Annotated in this window: 12 protein-coding genes; 8 read left to right on the top strand and 4 right to left on the bottom strand. The window is 54.8% G+C overall.

Going from position 1 to position 17139, the window contains the following annotated elements; translation table 11 throughout:
- Nucleotides 1-21: 21 nt before the first annotated feature.
- The 3 genes from PGR79_RS10075 (at nt 22) to PGR79_RS10065 (ending at nt 3121) form a co-directional block, all read left to right on the top strand.
- A complete protein-coding gene (locus PGR79_RS10075) occupies nt 22-807 on the top strand; it encodes an SDR family oxidoreductase (protein ID WP_015704697.1) in 786 nt (261 codons plus the stop codon).
- A 275-nt stretch (nt 808-1082) separates the two neighbouring features.
- A complete protein-coding gene (locus tag PGR79_RS10070) occupies nt 1083-2063 on the top strand; it encodes a DUF1852 domain-containing protein (protein ID WP_015367792.1) in 981 nt (326 codons plus the stop codon).
- 26 nt (nt 2064-2089) lie between these two features.
- The gene (locus tag PGR79_RS10065) at nt 2090-3121 is read left to right on the top strand and encodes a methionine synthase (protein ID WP_087860282.1); all 1032 of its coding nucleotides are present in this window, start codon (nt 2090-2092) and stop codon (nt 3119-3121) included.
- Between the two features lie 78 nt (nt 3122-3199).
- Here the strand turns inward: PGR79_RS10065 and PGR79_RS10060 are convergent, their stop codons facing one another.
- The 3 genes from PGR79_RS10060 to betT form a co-directional block, all read right to left on the bottom strand.
- Nucleotides 3200-3565, bottom strand: a complete 366-nt coding sequence (locus PGR79_RS10060) for a hypothetical protein (protein WP_087860283.1) — start codon at nt 3563-3565, stop codon at nt 3200-3202.
- 8 nt (nt 3566-3573) lie between these two features.
- Entirely contained in the window at nt 3574-5865 is a 2292-nt protein-coding gene (locus tag PGR79_RS10055) for a type VI secretion system Vgr family protein (protein ID WP_430921588.1), read from the bottom strand.
- A 212-nt stretch (nt 5866-6077) separates the two neighbouring features.
- Entirely contained in the window at nt 6078-8111 is a 2034-nt protein-coding gene (gene betT, locus PGR79_RS10050; protein WP_015704693.1) for a choline BCCT transporter BetT, read from the bottom strand.
- A gap of 128 nt (nt 8112-8239) precedes the next feature.
- On the opposite strand from betT, the gene betI reads away from it, so the two are divergent.
- The 5 genes from betI (at nt 8240) to PGR79_RS10025 (ending at nt 14047) form a co-directional block, all read left to right on the top strand.
- Nucleotides 8240-8833: a transcriptional regulator BetI gene (gene betI, locus PGR79_RS10045; RefSeq protein ID WP_045392822.1), complete on the top strand. Its 594-nt coding sequence runs from the start codon at nt 8240-8242 to the stop codon at nt 8831-8833.
- An 11-nt stretch (nt 8834-8844) separates the two neighbouring features.
- Nucleotides 8845-10317 carry a betaine-aldehyde dehydrogenase gene (gene betB, locus PGR79_RS10040; protein WP_087860284.1) on the top strand — a complete coding sequence of 491 codons (1473 nt, stop codon included), beginning with the start codon at nt 8845-8847 and terminating at the stop codon, nt 10315-10317.
- Nucleotides 10318-10331: 14 nt separating this feature from the next.
- Nucleotides 10332-11996 (top strand): choline dehydrogenase, encoded by a 1665-nt coding sequence (gene betA / locus PGR79_RS10035; protein ID WP_032714033.1) that lies wholly within the window; start codon nt 10332-10334, stop codon nt 11994-11996.
- A 158-nt stretch (nt 11997-12154) separates the two neighbouring features.
- Nucleotides 12155-13270, top strand: coding sequence for a YbdK family carboxylate-amine ligase (locus PGR79_RS10030; protein WP_271032048.1), 1116 nt, complete (start codon nt 12155-12157; stop codon nt 13268-13270).
- A gap of 48 nt (nt 13271-13318) precedes the next feature.
- Entirely contained in the window at nt 13319-14047 is a 729-nt protein-coding gene (locus tag PGR79_RS10025) for a phosphodiester glycosidase family protein (RefSeq protein WP_113373812.1), read from the top strand.
- Between the two features lie 44 nt (nt 14048-14091).
- On the opposite strand, the gene PGR79_RS10020 is transcribed toward PGR79_RS10025, so the two are convergent.
- The gene (locus PGR79_RS10020) at nt 14092-16815 is read right to left on the bottom strand and encodes a cation-transporting P-type ATPase (RefSeq protein WP_162750179.1); all 2724 of its coding nucleotides are present in this window, start codon (nt 16813-16815) and stop codon (nt 14092-14094) included.
- Nucleotides 16816-17139: the final 324 nt, after the last annotated feature.

The following is a 17139-nucleotide window of genomic DNA, read 5'->3' as shown; positions in this document are numbered from 1 at the left end:
ATTTTGAAGAGAGTAATCACTATGATCGGCAAAGACTTTGCACAGCAGCTATTTAACCTGCAGGAGCGCGTCGCTTTCGTGACCGGCGCCGGCAGCGGTATCGGCCAAACCATCGCCTGCGCGCTCGCCAGCGCCGGCGCGCGGGTGGTCTGTTTTGATCTTCGCGACGACGGCGGGCTGGCGGAAACGGTCAGCCATATTGAATCCATCGGCGGCCAGGCCTGTTCTTATACCGGCGATGTCCGCCAGCTTGCCGACCTGCGCGCCGCCGTTGCTCTGGCCAAAAGCCGCTATGGCCGCCTCGATATCGCCGTTAACGCCGCCGGGATCGCCAACGCCAATCCGGCCCTGGAGATGGAAAGCGAGCAGTGGCAGCGGGTTATCGACATCAACCTCACCGGCGTATGGAACTCCTGCAAAGCAGAAGCGGAATTGATGCAGGAGTCTGGCGGCGGGTCGATTATCAATATTGCTTCGATGTCGGGGATTATCGTGAACCGCGGCCTCGATCAGGCGCATTACAACTGTTCGAAAGCCGGCGTTATTCATCTGTCGAAAAGCCTGGCCATGGAGTGGGTTGATAAAGGGATCCGCGTCAACGCCATCAGCCCAGGCTATACCGCCACGCCGATGAATACCCGCCCGGAGATGGTGCATCAGACCCGCGAGTTTGAAAGCCAGACCCCGATGCAGCGCATGGCGAAGGTAGAAGAGATGGCCGGCCCAGCGCTGTTCCTCGCCAGCGACGCCGCCTCATTCTGCACCGGTGTTGACCTGGTGGTCGATGGCGGGTTTGTCTGCTGGTAAAACCGGTCTTACCCCGGCTAACGATGCACAAGCCGGGGCGTTTTCTTCAGCCGTCTTGCACATCTATGCAGAGCACATGATGGATCATGAAGATGGCTCATGCAGTATTGAAATTAACTCTCTTTCACTCACTCAATGACTCTGGCAAAAATAGTCTTCAGCAACTGCAGACAATATGAATGCTACTGAATAATAAATCCAGATAAATCGCAAGGTCATTCTGGGAATGTGAAATACCTGCATTTTTATATCAGAACCCAGGGTGGAAAGAGACGATGACAGACTTTACCTTTACGATTAAACGTAGTCGTTTTGATGAACACTATAACCCGGCGGAAAATACGCGTATTACCACCAATTTTGCCAACCTGGCGCGGGGCGAAAACCGTCAGCAGAACCTGCGCAATGCGCTGGCAATGATTGATAATCGCTTTAATAACCTGGTGCAGTGGGACAACCCGAACGGCGACCGCTACTCCGTCGAGCTCGATATCATCTCGGTCGAAATGAATATTAGCGATAACGGCCAGAATGCGGCATTCCCGGTGATTGAGATTCTGCAAACCAATATTATTGATAAAGCCACCAACGCGCGAATCGAAGGTATTGTTGGGAATAACTTCTCCTCTTATGTGCGCGATTATGATTTTAGCGTATTACTGCCGGAATATAATAAAGATAAAGCAACATTCAGCGTGCCGGAAAATTATGGCGTTCTGCATGGCAATATTTTCAAACATTTCATACGCTCTGCCGAATACCATGAATGTTTTAAAAAGTCGCCGGTCATCTGCCTGAGCGTATCCAATAAGCATACCTACCGCCGGACCGGCAATCAGCACCCTATTCTCGGCGTCGAGTACCAGCAGGATGGCGTGGCGCTGACCGAGGCCTATTTCAATAAGATGGGCCTGCAGGTGCGTTACTTTATGCCGGCCAATAGCGTAGCGCCGCTGGCCTTCTTCTGCGCGGGCGATCTGCTCAGCGATTACAGCAACCTTGAGCTTGCTAGTACCATTAGCACCATGGAAACCTTCCAGAAGATTTATCGCCCGGAAATTTATAACGCTAACTCCGCGGCCGGGCAGTGCTATCAGCCGAACCTGAATAATCAGGATCATTCGTTGACCCGGATTGTTTATGACCGCGAAGAGCGCAGCCGCCTGGCGATTGAACAGGGCAAATTTACCGAACAACAGTTTATTAAGCCGTACCAGCATATTCTTGAGCAATGGTCAGCTCATTACGCTCTCTAAATCATAAAAAAATAAAGGTCACCTGTATGAAAACATTGCTCCCGACATCCACCGCAGGCAGTTTACCGAAACCGACCTGGCTGGCGCAGCCCGAGACGCTGTGGTCACCGTGGAAATTACAGAATGAAGAGTTAGTACTAGGCAAACGCGATGCGCTGCGTTTATCCCTGGACGATCAGCTGCGCGCAGGCATTGATATCGTGAGCGATGGCGAGCAGACGCGTCAGCACTTTGTCACCACCTTTATTGAACATCTCAGCGGCGTCGATTTTGAGAAACGGCAAACGGTGAGAATTCGCAACCGCTATGACGCCAGCGTGCCGACCGTAGTCAGCGCCGTCGAACGCCAGCAGCCGGTGTTTGTGGAAGATGCAAAATACCTGCGTCAACTCACCAACAAACCGATTAAATGGGCCCTGCCTGGGCCAATGACGATGATCGATACCCTGTATGACAACCACTATAAAAGCCGTGAAAAACTGGCGTGGGAATTTGCCAAAATTCTCAACCAGGAAGCCCGGGAATTAGAAGCCGCCGGGGTAGATATTATTCAGTTTGATGAACCCGCATTTAACGTCTTTTTTGATGAAGTCAATGAATGGGGAATCGCCGCGCTGGAAAGAGCCGTTGAAGGTCTGAAATGCGAAACCGCCGTGCATATCTGCTATGGCTACGGTATTAAGGCCAATACCGACTGGAAAAAAACGCTCGGCTCCGAATGGCGCCAGTATGAAGAGGCGTTCCCGAAACTCCAAACCTCCTCTATCGATATTATTTCGTTGGAGTGTCATAACTCGCGCGTACCGATGGACCTGCTGGAGCTCATCCGCGGCAAGAAAGTGATGGTCGGAGCAATCGATGTGGCGACCAACGCCATTGAGACGCCAGAGGAGGTGGCCAGCACGCTACGCAAAGCCCTGCAGTTCGTCGACGCCGACAAGCTCTATCCATCAACCAACTGCGGCATGGCGCCGTTATCGCGTCAGGTCGCCAGCGGTAAGCTTCATGCGCTAAGCGCCGGGGCGGAAATCATTCGCCGGGAGCTGGCGGCGAAATAATCATCGGCAGTGTATTGTCTATAATACTACAACAGAAACCGGGTCTACCTGGTTTCTGATTTTTTCCCCCAAAGATGATCATCTATGCCTTAACTCATGATGATAATAATCTAACTTACTGAATTTCGGATTTGCTCGATAATAGATCACAGGTACCTCTTTTCCCACGTAAACCTTATCGAGATCCACCGTATTAATAGTCATAAACTGATTGGCCTTGCTATAAATTTTACCTTCGGCACTAAAGCTATACGTTAATACAATACTCACCTCACCACGATCGTTTGGCGTTTTAGGGTAGTAAGTCACGATACTGGCGCGGGTCGCTACAGGATCCCTTTTGATCATCCAGTAGAGGAAAAAACCTCTGGAAAAACAGAAGACAACCGCGGCCATCATCGCATAGAAGGGCCCACGAATAATGATCCCTGAATATTTTTCCATTATATTTCTCATGTAATGATTGTTAATAGTGCGGTCTGCAAAGACAATAAATTATACTCCAGCCTATTACCGTTGATCTCAAAATGCGCCCCGCCGCCGCGAAATTTAAATACCACAGGAATAGTCTCGTATTTTAATCCTGTGACGCTAATTTCTGTTAGGGCCAGCGCGGTATCATTAAGTTTGACCGACATCGCCACCGCTTTATATTCAAAATAATCCGGGCACTGGAGGTCAATTTTCTTTTCTCCTCGCAATATCATGGTATCAGGAGTAGATATCTCGATATCACCTGTAGTCACTTTTTGGGCCCAACCTCCTGCTACGGTTGTTGTTAATCCGCCGATGATGGTATTTTTACGCCCGCCGCTACGGACGATTAATTCATCGCCGTTGTGGATTTCAACATGCCGTCCTCCCGCGGAAACCTTCAGCCACATGCTGCCATCTTCCAGGGTCAGGTACCGATCGCCGGCGTTTATTGTCGTGCAAACCGTACCATTAATGATTGTCGTCACGTCACCGTTAATCTGTGAAAAATCGCCGCCATCGGTGATGGCCAGTTTTCTCCCCTTCGCGATTGTCTTGGTTTCACCCTGGTTAAAAATGGACTCTTCTGCTTTTTCAACCCGGGTGGTACGCCTGGCCTGATAAGTAAAAGCGGCGTCATCCATCACTTCATGGGTCTGCGTTTTGCCTATTTTTGTGAGATAGTGGCCATCAATAGCCACAGTTTTATCGTTCTCTACTGAAATATTCATATCTCTTTCAGCGTGTAAATCAACCGATTCGCTGCCCGCCCGATCTTCGAAGAAAAGATAGCTCGCATTATCTTTATGCCCATCTTTGCTACGGGTCATAAAACCCATCCGCGTGGCCTCGTTCGGAAGCGCCCACGGCGGTAAACTAGATTCGTTATAAACGCGCCCGATAATTATTGGGCGGTCGGGATCGCCGTTAATAAAGTCAACGATCACTTCATCATTGACCCGCGGGATCTGTATCCCGCCAAACCCCTGTCCTGCCCAGACACTCGATACGCGCACCCAACAGGAACTGCTATCGTCGTTCTTTCCTTCACGATCCCAGTGGAATTTAACTTTGACGCGTCCATATTTATCGGTCCAGATACTCTCTGCACGCGGGCCAACCACTTTTGCTGTCTGCGGACCATAGGTACGCGGCCAGGGTGTCGCCTGTGGCGGACGGAAGACGGTAGACGACGGGATCACGACAAAATCAATGCGCTGAATGGCCTGATTATCAGCCCCGCTGGCGTAACGGTTTTCCTCGAATTCATAATGCGCCTGGATGGTAAGATATTCGCCATTGTCGCCAAAAAACGGCGCGTTGCTTAATTGAAATCGCGCGCCAGGCGCAATGCCCGGCGCCGTCGAGGTAGCGTTAATTTTATGCTGTTCCACCTGCCAGCGCTGTTGACGAAGACGAGCGTAGTTTGCTCCCTGTTCATGCTCCACAAAGCGGCCTGGCCAGTCATAAACATCAATATTTCCCGGCCGTGGGGAGAGCGGATTTTGTCGCGCCTGCAGCAACCAGGCATTCGGTTTACGAAAATCATAATCATCAAGGCTATATAGCCCCGGTGTGACGTTATCCTGCATCGCCCAGCGTGAGATGCCCTCGGTCGGCGTACTTCCACGCAATGATGTGTATTGGTAGGGAATGTCTTCATAACCAGTAATCGAATGATAACTTTCAGCGGCATCAACCAGAACCAGCGTATGCTTATTGCGATCGTGGCGAAAATAATAAGCAATACCTTCGTGCTCCATTAAGCGGCTGATAAAATCAAAACTACTTTCCTGATATTGAACACAGTAATCCCAGACACGATATTGTTCCAGCAGCGCATCTTCAACATTTACCTGGTATTCAGCCAATAGCATGACCACAATCTGCGGAACTGTTTTTTCCTGAAAGATACGCGAATTACGATCGCGCTGCATCGGCCATAAATCCGATTCAAGCGTCAGAGAATAAGCCGCATATCGGTTTCCTGATAACTCTATCGCGCCCACGCCAATCCCGGTGACTTTGCCATTAAAATATCGCGGCTCGAATGCGTTTTTTACAGGAACGGCAACCGTAACTGATTCGCCCAGCAAGGCGCTACGGTCGATACGCGCTTCCGTCGCCAGTAACACGGCTTCAAAAGAAAATGGCGTGGAGATTGCCTCATCTCCGGATAATTTCCAGAATGAAAACCCCTCAAGCGGCACCTCAACAGATATACGGCTAAATATCGTTGTCGCCCCAGGAAACAATCCTACAGGACTCATTATTTCATTCCATTATTTGCAAATAACGATATTTAAGCGTAGATATCCACCCATGACTATATGACAACCAGTAATAACACAAAGATAAAAATTTAATTAAGCACAAATAGTACATTAAATGGCTATTTAATAATTAAAGCTGTAAATTGACAATGTATTAGATTGCAAAAAAGGGCGTCATTTATTACATGACGCCCTGGTAAAAGAAAGTTTTACATTCCAGGGAAGGTAACGCTATTCCCCGGCGCTTCCCTGTGTAGATGAATAAAGTTCAGGTGTCGCTCGTACTGGTCGAGAATATCGGTGATAACCTGCTCTTTGCTGTAATCCATCAGGTCGTTACCCTGGCTTCCTTCCAGCAGGAAAGTCTCAAGACGGTAGTAGGTCGATTTGCCGCTGCGCGCCCGGTAGGTAAAACCGGGAATCGAGTACTGCTGCGGCCAAATCTGGTAGACGAAGTTTTGTTCGTCGCCCATATGCACCAGCAGATCGAGGTGACCAAGGTTATCGCCCTCTTCCGGCGGCAGGCTTTTCAGCTCAACGTAAGCGCCGCGCAGCTTCAGCTCCTGCGCCACCTCTTCCATCGCCGGGAAGCATACCGTCTCCATCATCTGGCGGGTATAGCGCGTGCCGGGATAGTTCATTAAGCGTGACAAGCGCTTTTTCCAGCTCAGACGATCCTGCACGCCAAGCGGGCGCGGCGCAGTGTCGCGATTGGCGCTTTCGCGGCGATAATCTTCCACCTTCAATGACTTATATAATCCCGCCATCACGAAGAAAATCACAAAGCTGAACGGTAGCCCCATGATCACCGTCGCGTTCTGTAGCGCGGAGATGCCGTTAGTCATCAACATACCGAGGGTCAACAGGCCAATCACCACCGACCAGAAAATGCGCAGCCAGTTCGGCGCATCGCTATTAATATCCTTCAGCTTCGAAGTGAAGTTGCCGAGCACCAGCGCGCCGGAGTCCGCTGAGGTGACGTAAAACAGCAGGCCGGTAATGGTGGCGACCGAAGCACTAAAGGTAAACGCCGGGTACTGCGCCAGCAGGTTATAGAAACCGCGCTCCGGGTGAGCGATGGCCTCGGCGGCAAAATCCGCATTGCCGTGAATAATTTCATACAGCGCGCTATTGCCGAATACCGACAGCCACAGCAGGGTGAAGGTGAACGGAATAATTAAGGTACCGACCACAAACTGGCGAATGGTGCGCCCGCGCGAAATACGCGCCAGGAACAAGCCGACAAACGGCGACCACGCCACCCACCAGGCCCAGAAGAATAACGTCCAGTTATTCATCCATTCAACCGGGCGGTCGAAGGCGAAGCTGTTCAGCGTCATTCCCATAAAGCGATTGACGTAATCCCCGACGTTCAACACCAGCGCATTGAGCAGGAACTCGGTATCGCCCATAAACAGAATGAATAAGATCAGCCCCAGCGCCAGTACCACGTTGAGCTCGGAAAGGATACGAATGCCCTTATCCACGCCAGAGGTTACCGAAATGGTGGCGATAATCACCGACAATACAATCAGCGCCGCCTTTGCGCCCAATGAATCAGGAATATGGAACAGCACGCTCAGGCCGTAATTGAGCTGCACCACGCCGATACCGAGGGTAGTGGCGATGCCGAAAATCGTACCGATCACCGCGGCGATATCGACGCTGTGGCCGATAGGGCCATTAATTTTTTTACCGAAGATTGGATAGAGCGCGGAGCGGATGGTGAGCGGCAAATTATAACGATAGCTAAAGTATCCCAGCGCCATTCCCATCAGGGCGTACATCGACCAGCCGGTGAGGCCGTAGTGGAATAGCGTCCACACCATCGCCTGGCGCGCCGCCTCCATGGTCTGTCCCGCCCCTTCCGGCGGCTGCATATACTGCGTGACCGGTTCGGCGACCGAGAAAAACATCAGGTCGATGCCGATACCGGCGGCAAACAGCATCGCCGCCCAGCTCAGCACGCTGAACTCCGGCTTCGAGTGTTCCGGCCCCAGCTTCACCGAACCGAATCGCGAACAGGCAATACAGACGACGAACACGATATACAGCGTGGCGGCGAGTAAATAATACCAGCCGAAGGTTTTAGAAACCCAGTTCAGGGTACGGCCAATCCAGGCCGCGGAAAAATCGCTGAAGAAGATAGTCATCAGGGAAAACAACAAAATCAGTCCTGCGGAAGTGTAAAAAACCACCGGATTGATTTTGTCCTTTTCTCTGCTCGGCGAAAGGTCTGTCATCCATTCTCCTTACATTTATTGCAACTATTAAAAAGCAAATCGGCAACAATTAAGACACATTTTATATTGAACGTCCAATCAAAAACCGTTTTAATAGATAAACAAATCTGATGAATGGAGTCCGGGAAATGCCAAAACTGGGGATGCAATCGATACGTCAGCGGCAGCTGATCGACGCCACGCTGGCGGCGATTAATGAGGTCGGCATGCATGACGCCACCATCGCGCAGATCGCCCGCCGGGCGGGCGTATCGACGGGCATCATCAGCCACTATTTCAAGGATAAAAACGGACTGCTGGAAGCGACGATGCGCGACATCACCGGCCAGCTACGCCATGCGGTGTTACAGCGGCTGCGGGCGCTACCCGGCGCCAGCGCTGAACGGCGTCTGCGGGCTATCGTCGCCGGCAATTTCGATGACAGCCAGATAAGCGGCGCGGCGATGAAGGCCTGGCTCGCCTTCTGGGCCAGCAGTATGCACCAGCCGATGCTCTACCGCCTGCAGCAGGTCAGCAGCAAGCGTTTGTTATCGAATATCGTCTATGAGTTTCAGCGCCAGCTGCCGCGCGAGCAGGCGCAGGAAGCGGGCTATGGCCTGGCGGCGCTAATCGATGGCCTGTGGCTGCGTGCGGCGTTAAGCGGTAAACCGCTCGACAAAGCCCGCGCTGAGGCGCTCGCGGATCATTTCATCAGGCAGTATCTGCCACCGACTTCGCAATAATGGAGGAAACCATGTCCCGAATGGCCGAACAGCAGCTTTATATTCACGGCAAGTTTGTCGCCGCCACCAGCGGTAAAACTTTCGAGACCATCAACCCTGCCACTGGGGAAGTGCTGGCAACCGTCCAGGCCGCCGGGCGTGAAGACGTCGACCGTGCGGTAAAAAGCGCCCAACAGGGGCAAAAAGTATGGGCGGCGATGAGCGCGATGGCGCGCTCGCGGATCCTGCGTAAAGCGGTTGATATCCTGCGCGAACGTAACGATGAGCTGGCGCGTCTGGAGACGCTCGATACCGGCAAACCGCTGAGCGAAACCGCCGCCGTTGATATCGTGACCGGCGCCGATGTGCTGGAATACTACGCCGGATTAATCCCGGCGCTGGAAGGCAGCCAGATCCCGCTGCGCGACAGTTCATTTGTTTACACCCGCCGCGAGCCGCTTGGCGTGGTCGCCGGTATTGGCGCCTGGAACTACCCGATCCAGATAGCCCTGTGGAAATCGGCCCCGGCGCTGGCAGCCGGTAACGCGATGATCTTTAAACCGAGCGAAGTCACTCCGCTCACCGCGCTGAAGCTGGCGGAAATCTACCGCGAAGCGGGTCTGCCGGAAGGGGTCTTCAACGTCCTACCGGGGATCGGCGCCGAAACCGGCCAGTACCTGACCGAGCATCCGGATATCGCCAAAATCTCCTTCACCGGCGGCGTCGCCAGCGGCAAAAAAGTCATGGCCAACTCCGCCGCCTCTTCTTTAAAAGAGGTGACCATGGAGCTGGGCGGTAAATCACCGCTGATTATCGCGGAAGATGCCAACCTCGACCTCGCCGCCGATATCGCCATGATGGCCAATTTCTACAGCTCCGGACAGGTCTGCACCAACGGCACCCGCGTGTTTGTGCCCGCGAAGTTTAAAGCCGAATTTGAACACAAGATCCTGCAGCGCGTGGGCCGTATCCGCGCCGGCGACCTGTTTGCCGACGATACCAACTTCGGCCCGCTGGTCAGCTTCCCGCATCGGCAGAATGTCCTGCGCTATATCGAGAGCGGCAAAAGCGAAGGCGCTCGCCTGCTGTGCGGCGGCGATGTGCTGAAAGGCGAAGGCTTCGATAATGGCGCATGGGTCGCCCCGACGGTCTTCACCGACTGCACCGATGACATGACTATCGTACGCGAAGAGATCTTCGGACCGGTGATGTCGATTCTCGGCTATGACGACGAAGCGGAAGTGATTCGTCGCGCCAACGCCACCGAGTACGGCCTTGCCGCTGGCGTCGTCACGCCGGATCTGAACCGCGCTCACCGCATCATCCACCAGTTGGAAGCCGGTATTTGCTGGATCAACAGCTGGGGCGAATCGCCGGCGGAAATGCCGGTCGGCGGCTATAAGCACTCCGGCATTGGCCGAGAAAACGGCGTGATGACGCTACAGAGCTATACCCAAGTGAAATCCATCCAGGTTGAGATGGGTCAGTTTCAATCCATATTTTAACCAGGAGGTCATTTTTGCAGTTTGACTACATCATTATTGGCGCCGGCTCCGCTGGCAACGTCCTCGCGACGCGTTTAACGGAAGATCCCAACACCACCGTCCTGCTGCTGGAAGCGGGCGGTCCGGATTACCGCTTTGATTTCCGCACCCAGATGCCTGCCGCGCTGGCTTTCCCGCTGCAGGGCAAACGCTACAACTGGGCTTATGAAACCGAACCCGAACCGTATATGAACAACCGCCGCATGGAGTGCGGACGCGGTAAAGGGCTCGGCGGATCCTCGCTGATTAACGGCATGTGTTACATCCGCGGCAACGCCATGGATCTTGATAACTGGGCCGCCGCCCCGGGGCTGGAACACTGGAGCTACCTCGACTGCCTGCCCTATTACCGGAAAGCGGAAACCCGCGACATCGGCCCTAACGACTATCACGGCGGCGACGGCCCGGTGAGCGTCGCTACGCCGAAACAGAATAATAATCCACTGTTCCATGCGATGGTGGAAGCCGGCGTGCAGGCGGGCTATCCGCGTACTGACGATCTCAACGGTTATCAGCAGGAAGGGTTTGGCCCGATGGATCGCACCGTGACGCCGCAGGGACGCCGCGCCAGCACCGCCCGCGGCTATCTCGATCAGGCCCGCAGCCGCGCGAACCTGACCATCCGCACCCACGCCATGACCGATCACATTATTTTTGACGGCAAACGCGCCGTCGGCGTCGAGTGGCTGGAAGGCGACAGCAGCGCGCCGTCGAAAGCAATGGCCAATAAAGAAGTGCTGCTGTGCGCCGGCGCCATCGCCTCGCCGCAAATTCTGCAGCGTTCCGGAGTCGGTAACCCAGAACTCCTGCGCCAGTTTGATATTCCGCTGGTCCACGCCCTGCCCGGCGTCGGTGAAAATCTGCAGGACCATCTTGAGATGTATCTGCAGTACGAGTGCAAAGAGCCGGTGTCGCTGTATCCGGCGCTACAGTGGTGGAATCAGCCGAAAATCGGCGCGGAATGGCTGTTCGGCGGCACCGGGATCGGCGCCAGCAACCAGTTTGAAGCGGGCGGATTTATCCGCAGCCGCGAGGAATTCGCCTGGCCGAATATTCAGTACCACTTCCTGCCGGTGGCGATTAACTACAATGGATCCAATGCGGTTAAAGAGCATGGTTTCCAGTGCCACGTTGGCTCGATGCGTTCACCAAGCCGCGGCCATGTGCGTCTGAAATCGCGCGACCCGCATGCTCATCCGGCAATCCTGTTTAACTATATGTCGAGCGAACAGGACTGGCAGGAGTTCCGCGACGCCATCCGTATTACCCGCGAAATCATGAACCAGCCGGCGCTGGATAAGTATCGCGGACGCGAAATCAGCCCTGGCGTTGAGTGCCAAAGCGATGCGGAGTTAGATGAGTTTGTGCGTAATCACGCCGAGACCGCGTTCCACCCGTGCGGCACCTGTAAAATGGGATACGACGACATGGCGGTGGTTGACGGCGAAGGCCGCGTCCACGGCATGGAAGGATTACGTGTGGTCGACGCGTCGATTATGCCGCAGATTATTACCGGCAACCTGAACGCCACCACAATCATGATTGGCGAGAAGATGGCCGATGCCATTCGCGGGCGTCAGCCGTTACCGCGCAGCACCGCAGCGTACTATGTCGCCGGCGACGCGCCGGTTCGCCGCTAAACGAGCAGGTCCCCGGATTGCGCTGCGCTCATCCGGGCTACCAAATCGCACAACTCTGTAGCCCCGGTAAGCGACAGCGCCACCGGGGTTTTCTCATCCCGCCCGCACTCTCTGTGCTTCACCTATACTTGCAGTTTAAGCGGGACAGGAGAACGACGATGACGCTACCCGATTTTCACGTCTCAGCGCCTTTTACGCTTGGTATTGAGCTGGAGTTGCAGGTCGTCAACCCGCCGGGATACGACCTCAGCCAGGATGCCTCCACGCTGATTGCCGATGTGCAGGATGAACTGACGGCGGGAGAGGCCAAACACGACATCACCGAAAGCATGCTGGAGATAGCGACCGGCATCTGTCGCGATATCAGCCACGCCACAACACAGCTCGGCGCCATCCATCAGGCGGTACAGCGCGCCGCACTCCGTCACCACCTGCAAATCTGCGGCGGCGGTTCGCACCCTTTCCACGCCTGGCAGCGTCAACAAATCAGCGATAACCCGCGCTATGTGAAAACCGTCGAGCACTTCGGCTATCTGGCAAAGCAGGCGACGGTGTTTGGCCAGCACGTCCACGTCGGCTGTCAAAACGGCGATGACGCCATCTATTTACTACACGGGCTGTCTCGCTTTGTACCGCACTTTATCGCCCTCAACGCCGCCTCGCCGTGGTTCGACAGCACCGACAGCCGCTTCGCCTGCTCGCGCCTGAACCGTTTCTCTTCCTATCCCGATAACGGGCCGATGCCGTGGGTAGAGAACTGGCAGGCCTTTCAACGTTTATTTCGCCGCCTGAGCTACACCAGCATGATCGACAGCATGAAGGATCTGCACTGGGATATTCGCCCGAGTCCGGTTTTCGGTACCGTCGAGGTGCGGGTGATGGATACGCCGCTGACGATAGGCCAGGCGGTGAATATCGCCGGATTTATCCAGACGCTGGCCTGTTGGCTGTTAAGCGAACGGCCGTTTAAACATCAGCCGGAGGATTACCTCCTCTACCCTTTCAACCGCTATCAGGCCTGTCGCTACGGCCTCGACGGGGTGATAACCGATGTCTGGTCCGGAGAACAACAAAGCATCCGCGCGAACATTCTACAGTTAGCCGACAGACTGGCGCCCTTTGCCCATAAGGTGCACGCCAGCGCGGCGCTGGAATCGGTTGTGCGCCAGGCCAGGTCCACCATCAGCGAAGCGCAGCAGATGCGCGAATTCATCGCCAACGGCGGTTCGCTGATCGGCTTGGTACAAAAGCATTGCGAGATTTGGGCGGCATAAGGAAGCGAAACGGGTATACTCGGCGCAGGATATTCAAAAGGATTGTTCATGTTATTACGCCGCCTGCTCCCTCTTGCGCTTCTTCCCTTCACTGCCTTTACCCATGCTGCCTGTACGCTCACCGACCCCACGCTGACCTTGCAAAGCTATACGGTTAATCCGCAGCAAGAGCGCATCGTAATGTACTGGCAAAAGCAAAATGGCAAAGCCTGGGGATCGCTACGCTCGCTGCTTGCGGATATCAATAAAGACGACCGCGTCCAGATGGCGATGAACGGCGGGATATACGATAAGGCCTACGAACCGCTGGGCTTGTATATCGAAAACGGCGAGCTGCTAAAGCCGCTCAACCGCGCCTCCGGCGGCGGCAACTTTTTCATCCGCCCCGGCGGCGTATTCTGGCTGAAGGGCCAGCGGGCGGGAATAACGCCTATCAACAACTTTAAGCCATCGCCAGAGATAACCTACGCCGTGCAGTCCGGGCCAATGCTGATTGAAAACGGCGCCATCAACTGGCGGCTAAAGCCCTCCGCCAGCTCGCGCAAACTGCGCAACGGCGTCGGCATTGATAAGCAGGGACGGGTGGTATTTATGCTTAGCGAGCGCGAAACCAATTTCTACGATTTCGCCTGTTACGCACAGTCCAAACTCCACGTGCGCCAGATGCTCTACCTCGACGGTACGATTTCAAAAATGTATCAAAAGGGCGGCAGCATACCGTGGCAATACCATCCGTTCGTCACCATGATCGCGGTGGAAACCCAAAAACCTGGCTAAACGAAAATGGCGCCCGCTCTATCCTGAAGGGGCGCCATTCGGTATCAGGTAGGTTTACGCAAACGGCGGGTTAGTCGCTTCTCGACTTCGACCACCAGGAACATGGCCACGCCAATCGCCAGGGTCACGAACCAGTAGCGCAGCGGTAGTGCTTCGGTGCCGAACATGTTCTGCATTAGCGGTACATAGATGATGACCAGCTGCATCAGCAACAGGACGCCGGTCACCAGCCAGATACCTTTGTTGCGCAGCAACCCTTTGTTCAGGGAGAAGCTGTCGCTGCTGCGGCAGTTGATCATATAGACCCACTGCGCGGTCACCAACATCTGCAGCAGCACGGTGCGGATGAACTCGGCGCTGTGGCCGCGCGGCGCCAGCCAGGCTTCGAGAATAAAAGCGGCGACGGCAATCATCGAACCGACAAAGGCGACGCGCCAGACGGCAAACCCATCCATCACGTGCTGGCCGGTCCTACGCGGCGGGCGATTCATCACGTTGCGCTCGGCGGCTTCAAAGGCCAGGCCGAAGGAGAGCGTGGCCGAGGTCGCCATGTTCATCCACAAAATCAGCACCGGCGTCAGCGGAATAATATTGCCCGCCAGCAGCGCGATGATGATCAACAGCCCCTGCGCGAGGTTGGTCGGCATGATGAACAGGATGGTCTTTTTCAAGTTGTCATAGACGCGACGCCCCTCCTTCACCGAGCTGGCGATGGTGGCGAAGTTGTCGTCGGTGAGCACCATATCGGCGGCCTCTTTGGTCACCTCGGTCCCTTTAATGCCCATGGCGATGCCCACGTCGGCCTGGCGCAGCGCCGGGGCGTCGTTAACGCCGTCACCGGTCATGCCGACCACTTCGCCGCTATCCTGTAGCGCCTTGACCAGGCGCAGCTTATGCTCCGGACTGGTACGGGCGAAAATATCAAACTCCACTGCAGCCTTCGCCAGCTCGGCATCATCCATATGCTCAAGCTGATAGCCGGTTATCGCCTGGCGGCTATTGGCGATCCCCAGCATCTGGCCGATGCTCATCGCCGTCTGCGGGTGGTCGCCGGTGATCATCTTCACGCGGATCCCGGCGGTCTGGCAGGCGTGGATCGCGTCAATCGCCTCCGGACGCGGCGGATCCATCATTCCGGCGATGCCGAGGAACACCAGCCCTTCACGCAGATCGTCGTGGCTCAGCGTAGTGCTACCGACTGCTGCCGGTTTGCAGGCGGCGGCAACCATCCGTAACCCCTGGCGGGCAAAGCGCGCCATTTCGTCTTCCCAGTACTGACGGTCAAACGGCATTGGCCCCTGCTTGCTCATCTGCTGGCCGCACAGGGCGAAGATGACATCCGGCGCGCCGGTAATCAGCACCCGCTCTTCATCGCCAATCTGCTGATGGGTGGCCATATATTTATACTGCGAATCAAACGGAATCTTCGCCACCAGCCGGGTAACGAGGGGCGCCAACCGGGCTTTTGCCGCCAGCACCTTCAGCGCCCCTTCGGTCGGACCGCCGGTGATACCCCACAGGCCACGCTCGTCCTGAACGATCTGGCTGTCGTTGCACAGATCGATGGTGCGCAGGTAGGTTTCCAGAACGCTACCCGGCTGGACCACCACCGGCTCGTCGCTGCCTTCCTGGAAAATGCGCCCCTGCGGCTCATAGCTATCGCCTTCTACGCGGTAGCAGCAGTCAGCGGTGATGACTGCTTTCACCGTCATTTCGTTCATGGTCAGGGTGCCGGTTTTGTCCGAGCACACCACGGTCATTGCGCCAAGCGTTTCAACCGTCGGCAGCTTACGGATAATCGCCCGCTTGCGCGCCATCGCCTGTACGCCGAGCGACAGGATAATCGAGATAATCGCCGGCAGGCCTTCCGGCACCGCCGCCACCGCGAGGCTAATCAGCGACAGCAGCAGCTCGCCCAGCGGAATATCGCGCAACGCGAGGCTGAAGAAGAACAGCGCCACCATCATCGCGAGAATGATGACAAAAATCGCTTTCCCCAGTTTATCCATCTGCACCAGCAGCGGAGTACGGTGCTTTTCAATAGCCGCCATCATCTGATTGATGTGGCCTAGCTCGGTCTCTTGACCGGTAGCGGTAACCACACCGACGCCGCTGCCGGCGCTGATAGTGGTGCCGGAGAAGACCATATTGGTGCGGTCGCCCAGCGGCAATTCCCCCTGTAGCGTCACGGTGGTTTTATCCACCACCGTCGACTCACCGGTGAGGATAGCCTCTTCTACCCGTAGATTGTGGCTTTCAATCAGGCGCAGATCCGCCGGAACGCGATCGCCGGCGCGCAGAATAACAATATCGCCCGGCACCAGGTCACGGGTGGGAATCGTTTCATGCTTGCCGTTTCGCTGTACGCGGGCATCGCTGGAGAGCATGTTGCGGATCCCCTGCAGCGATTTTTCGGCATTGCTCTCCTGAATATGACCGATCAACGCATTAATGACGGTAACGCCGAGAATAACCAGAGTATCGACCCAGTGGCCCATCACCGCGGTGAGCGCGGCAGCGGCCAGCAGGACGTAAATCAGGACATCGTTGAAGTGGGCGAGAAAACGCAGCCATGCGGGTTTGCCTTTCTTTTCCGGCAGTGCGTTAGGGCCGTATGATTTCAGGCGACCGGCGGCTTCAGCGCTGCTAAGACCGTCGGCATGGCTCTTTTTTTGCGCCAGTACCGCCTCGACTGTTTGCTGATAAGCCTGCTGCGGCGCGCTGTCGCCCGAAGGCGTGATGTTGTGGGGATTAATCATCCTGGTCAAAATAAAGTTTCCTTTTAAATTCCGTGAATCGGAAAGCCTGAAATCATTTCTGGCCAATGAATTAATGCGTTTTGCGAGCAAGATCAAATTATCCAGCCACAACATTTATTTGCTCGCAAATTAAAAAATACATGGTAAGTTGGTTCTGAAAAACAAATATTACAGGGTATTTCTAAACCATTTATAAACGAGGTGAAACATGTTTGGAATCTACCACGGACGCCGGCTGGCGCTGTATGTCGCGTTGGCAATCATTATTGCCACAATAGTGGGATATAGTACCTATACTTTTGTAAAAATGCTGGGGTAATAAATGACGTTAAT

The sequence above is a fragment of the Klebsiella sp. 141161 genome (assembly GCF_050600815.1).
GTDB classification, from domain to species: Bacteria; Pseudomonadota; Gammaproteobacteria; order Enterobacterales; family Enterobacteriaceae; genus Klebsiella; species Klebsiella aerogenes.
Note: the sequence above shows the minus strand (reverse complement) of the source record. Positions and strands in the feature narration are given on the sequence as shown.

Excerpts from the sequence above, each read along its gene's own strand:
- PGR79_RS10075 (WP_015704697.1), top strand. The coding sequence starts at position 22 with ATGATCGGCAAAGACTTTGCACAGCAGCTATTTAACCTGCAGGAGCGC.
- PGR79_RS10070 (WP_015367792.1), top strand. The coding sequence starts at position 1,083 with ATGACAGACTTTACCTTTACGATTAAACGTAGTCGTTTTGATGAACAC.
- PGR79_RS10065 (WP_087860282.1), top strand. The coding sequence starts at position 2,090 with ATGAAAACATTGCTCCCGACATCCACCGCAGGCAGTTTACCGAAACCG.
- PGR79_RS10060 (WP_087860283.1), bottom strand. The coding sequence starts at position 3,565 with ATGGAAAAATATTCAGGGATCATTATTCGTGGGCCCTTCTATGCGATG.
- PGR79_RS10055 (WP_430921588.1), bottom strand. The coding sequence starts at position 5,865 with ATGAGTCCTGTAGGATTGTTTCCTGGGGCGACAACGATATTTAGCCGT.
- betT (WP_015704693.1), bottom strand. The coding sequence starts at position 8,111 with ATGACAGACCTTTCGCCGAGCAGAGAAAAGGACAAAATCAATCCGGTG.
- betI (WP_045392822.1), top strand. The coding sequence starts at position 8,240 with ATGCCAAAACTGGGGATGCAATCGATACGTCAGCGGCAGCTGATCGAC.
- betB (WP_087860284.1), top strand. The coding sequence starts at position 8,845 with ATGTCCCGAATGGCCGAACAGCAGCTTTATATTCACGGCAAGTTTGTC.
- PGR79_RS10030 (WP_271032048.1), top strand. The coding sequence starts at position 12,155 with ATGACGCTACCCGATTTTCACGTCTCAGCGCCTTTTACGCTTGGTATT.
- PGR79_RS10025 (WP_113373812.1), top strand. The coding sequence starts at position 13,319 with ATGTTATTACGCCGCCTGCTCCCTCTTGCGCTTCTTCCCTTCACTGCC.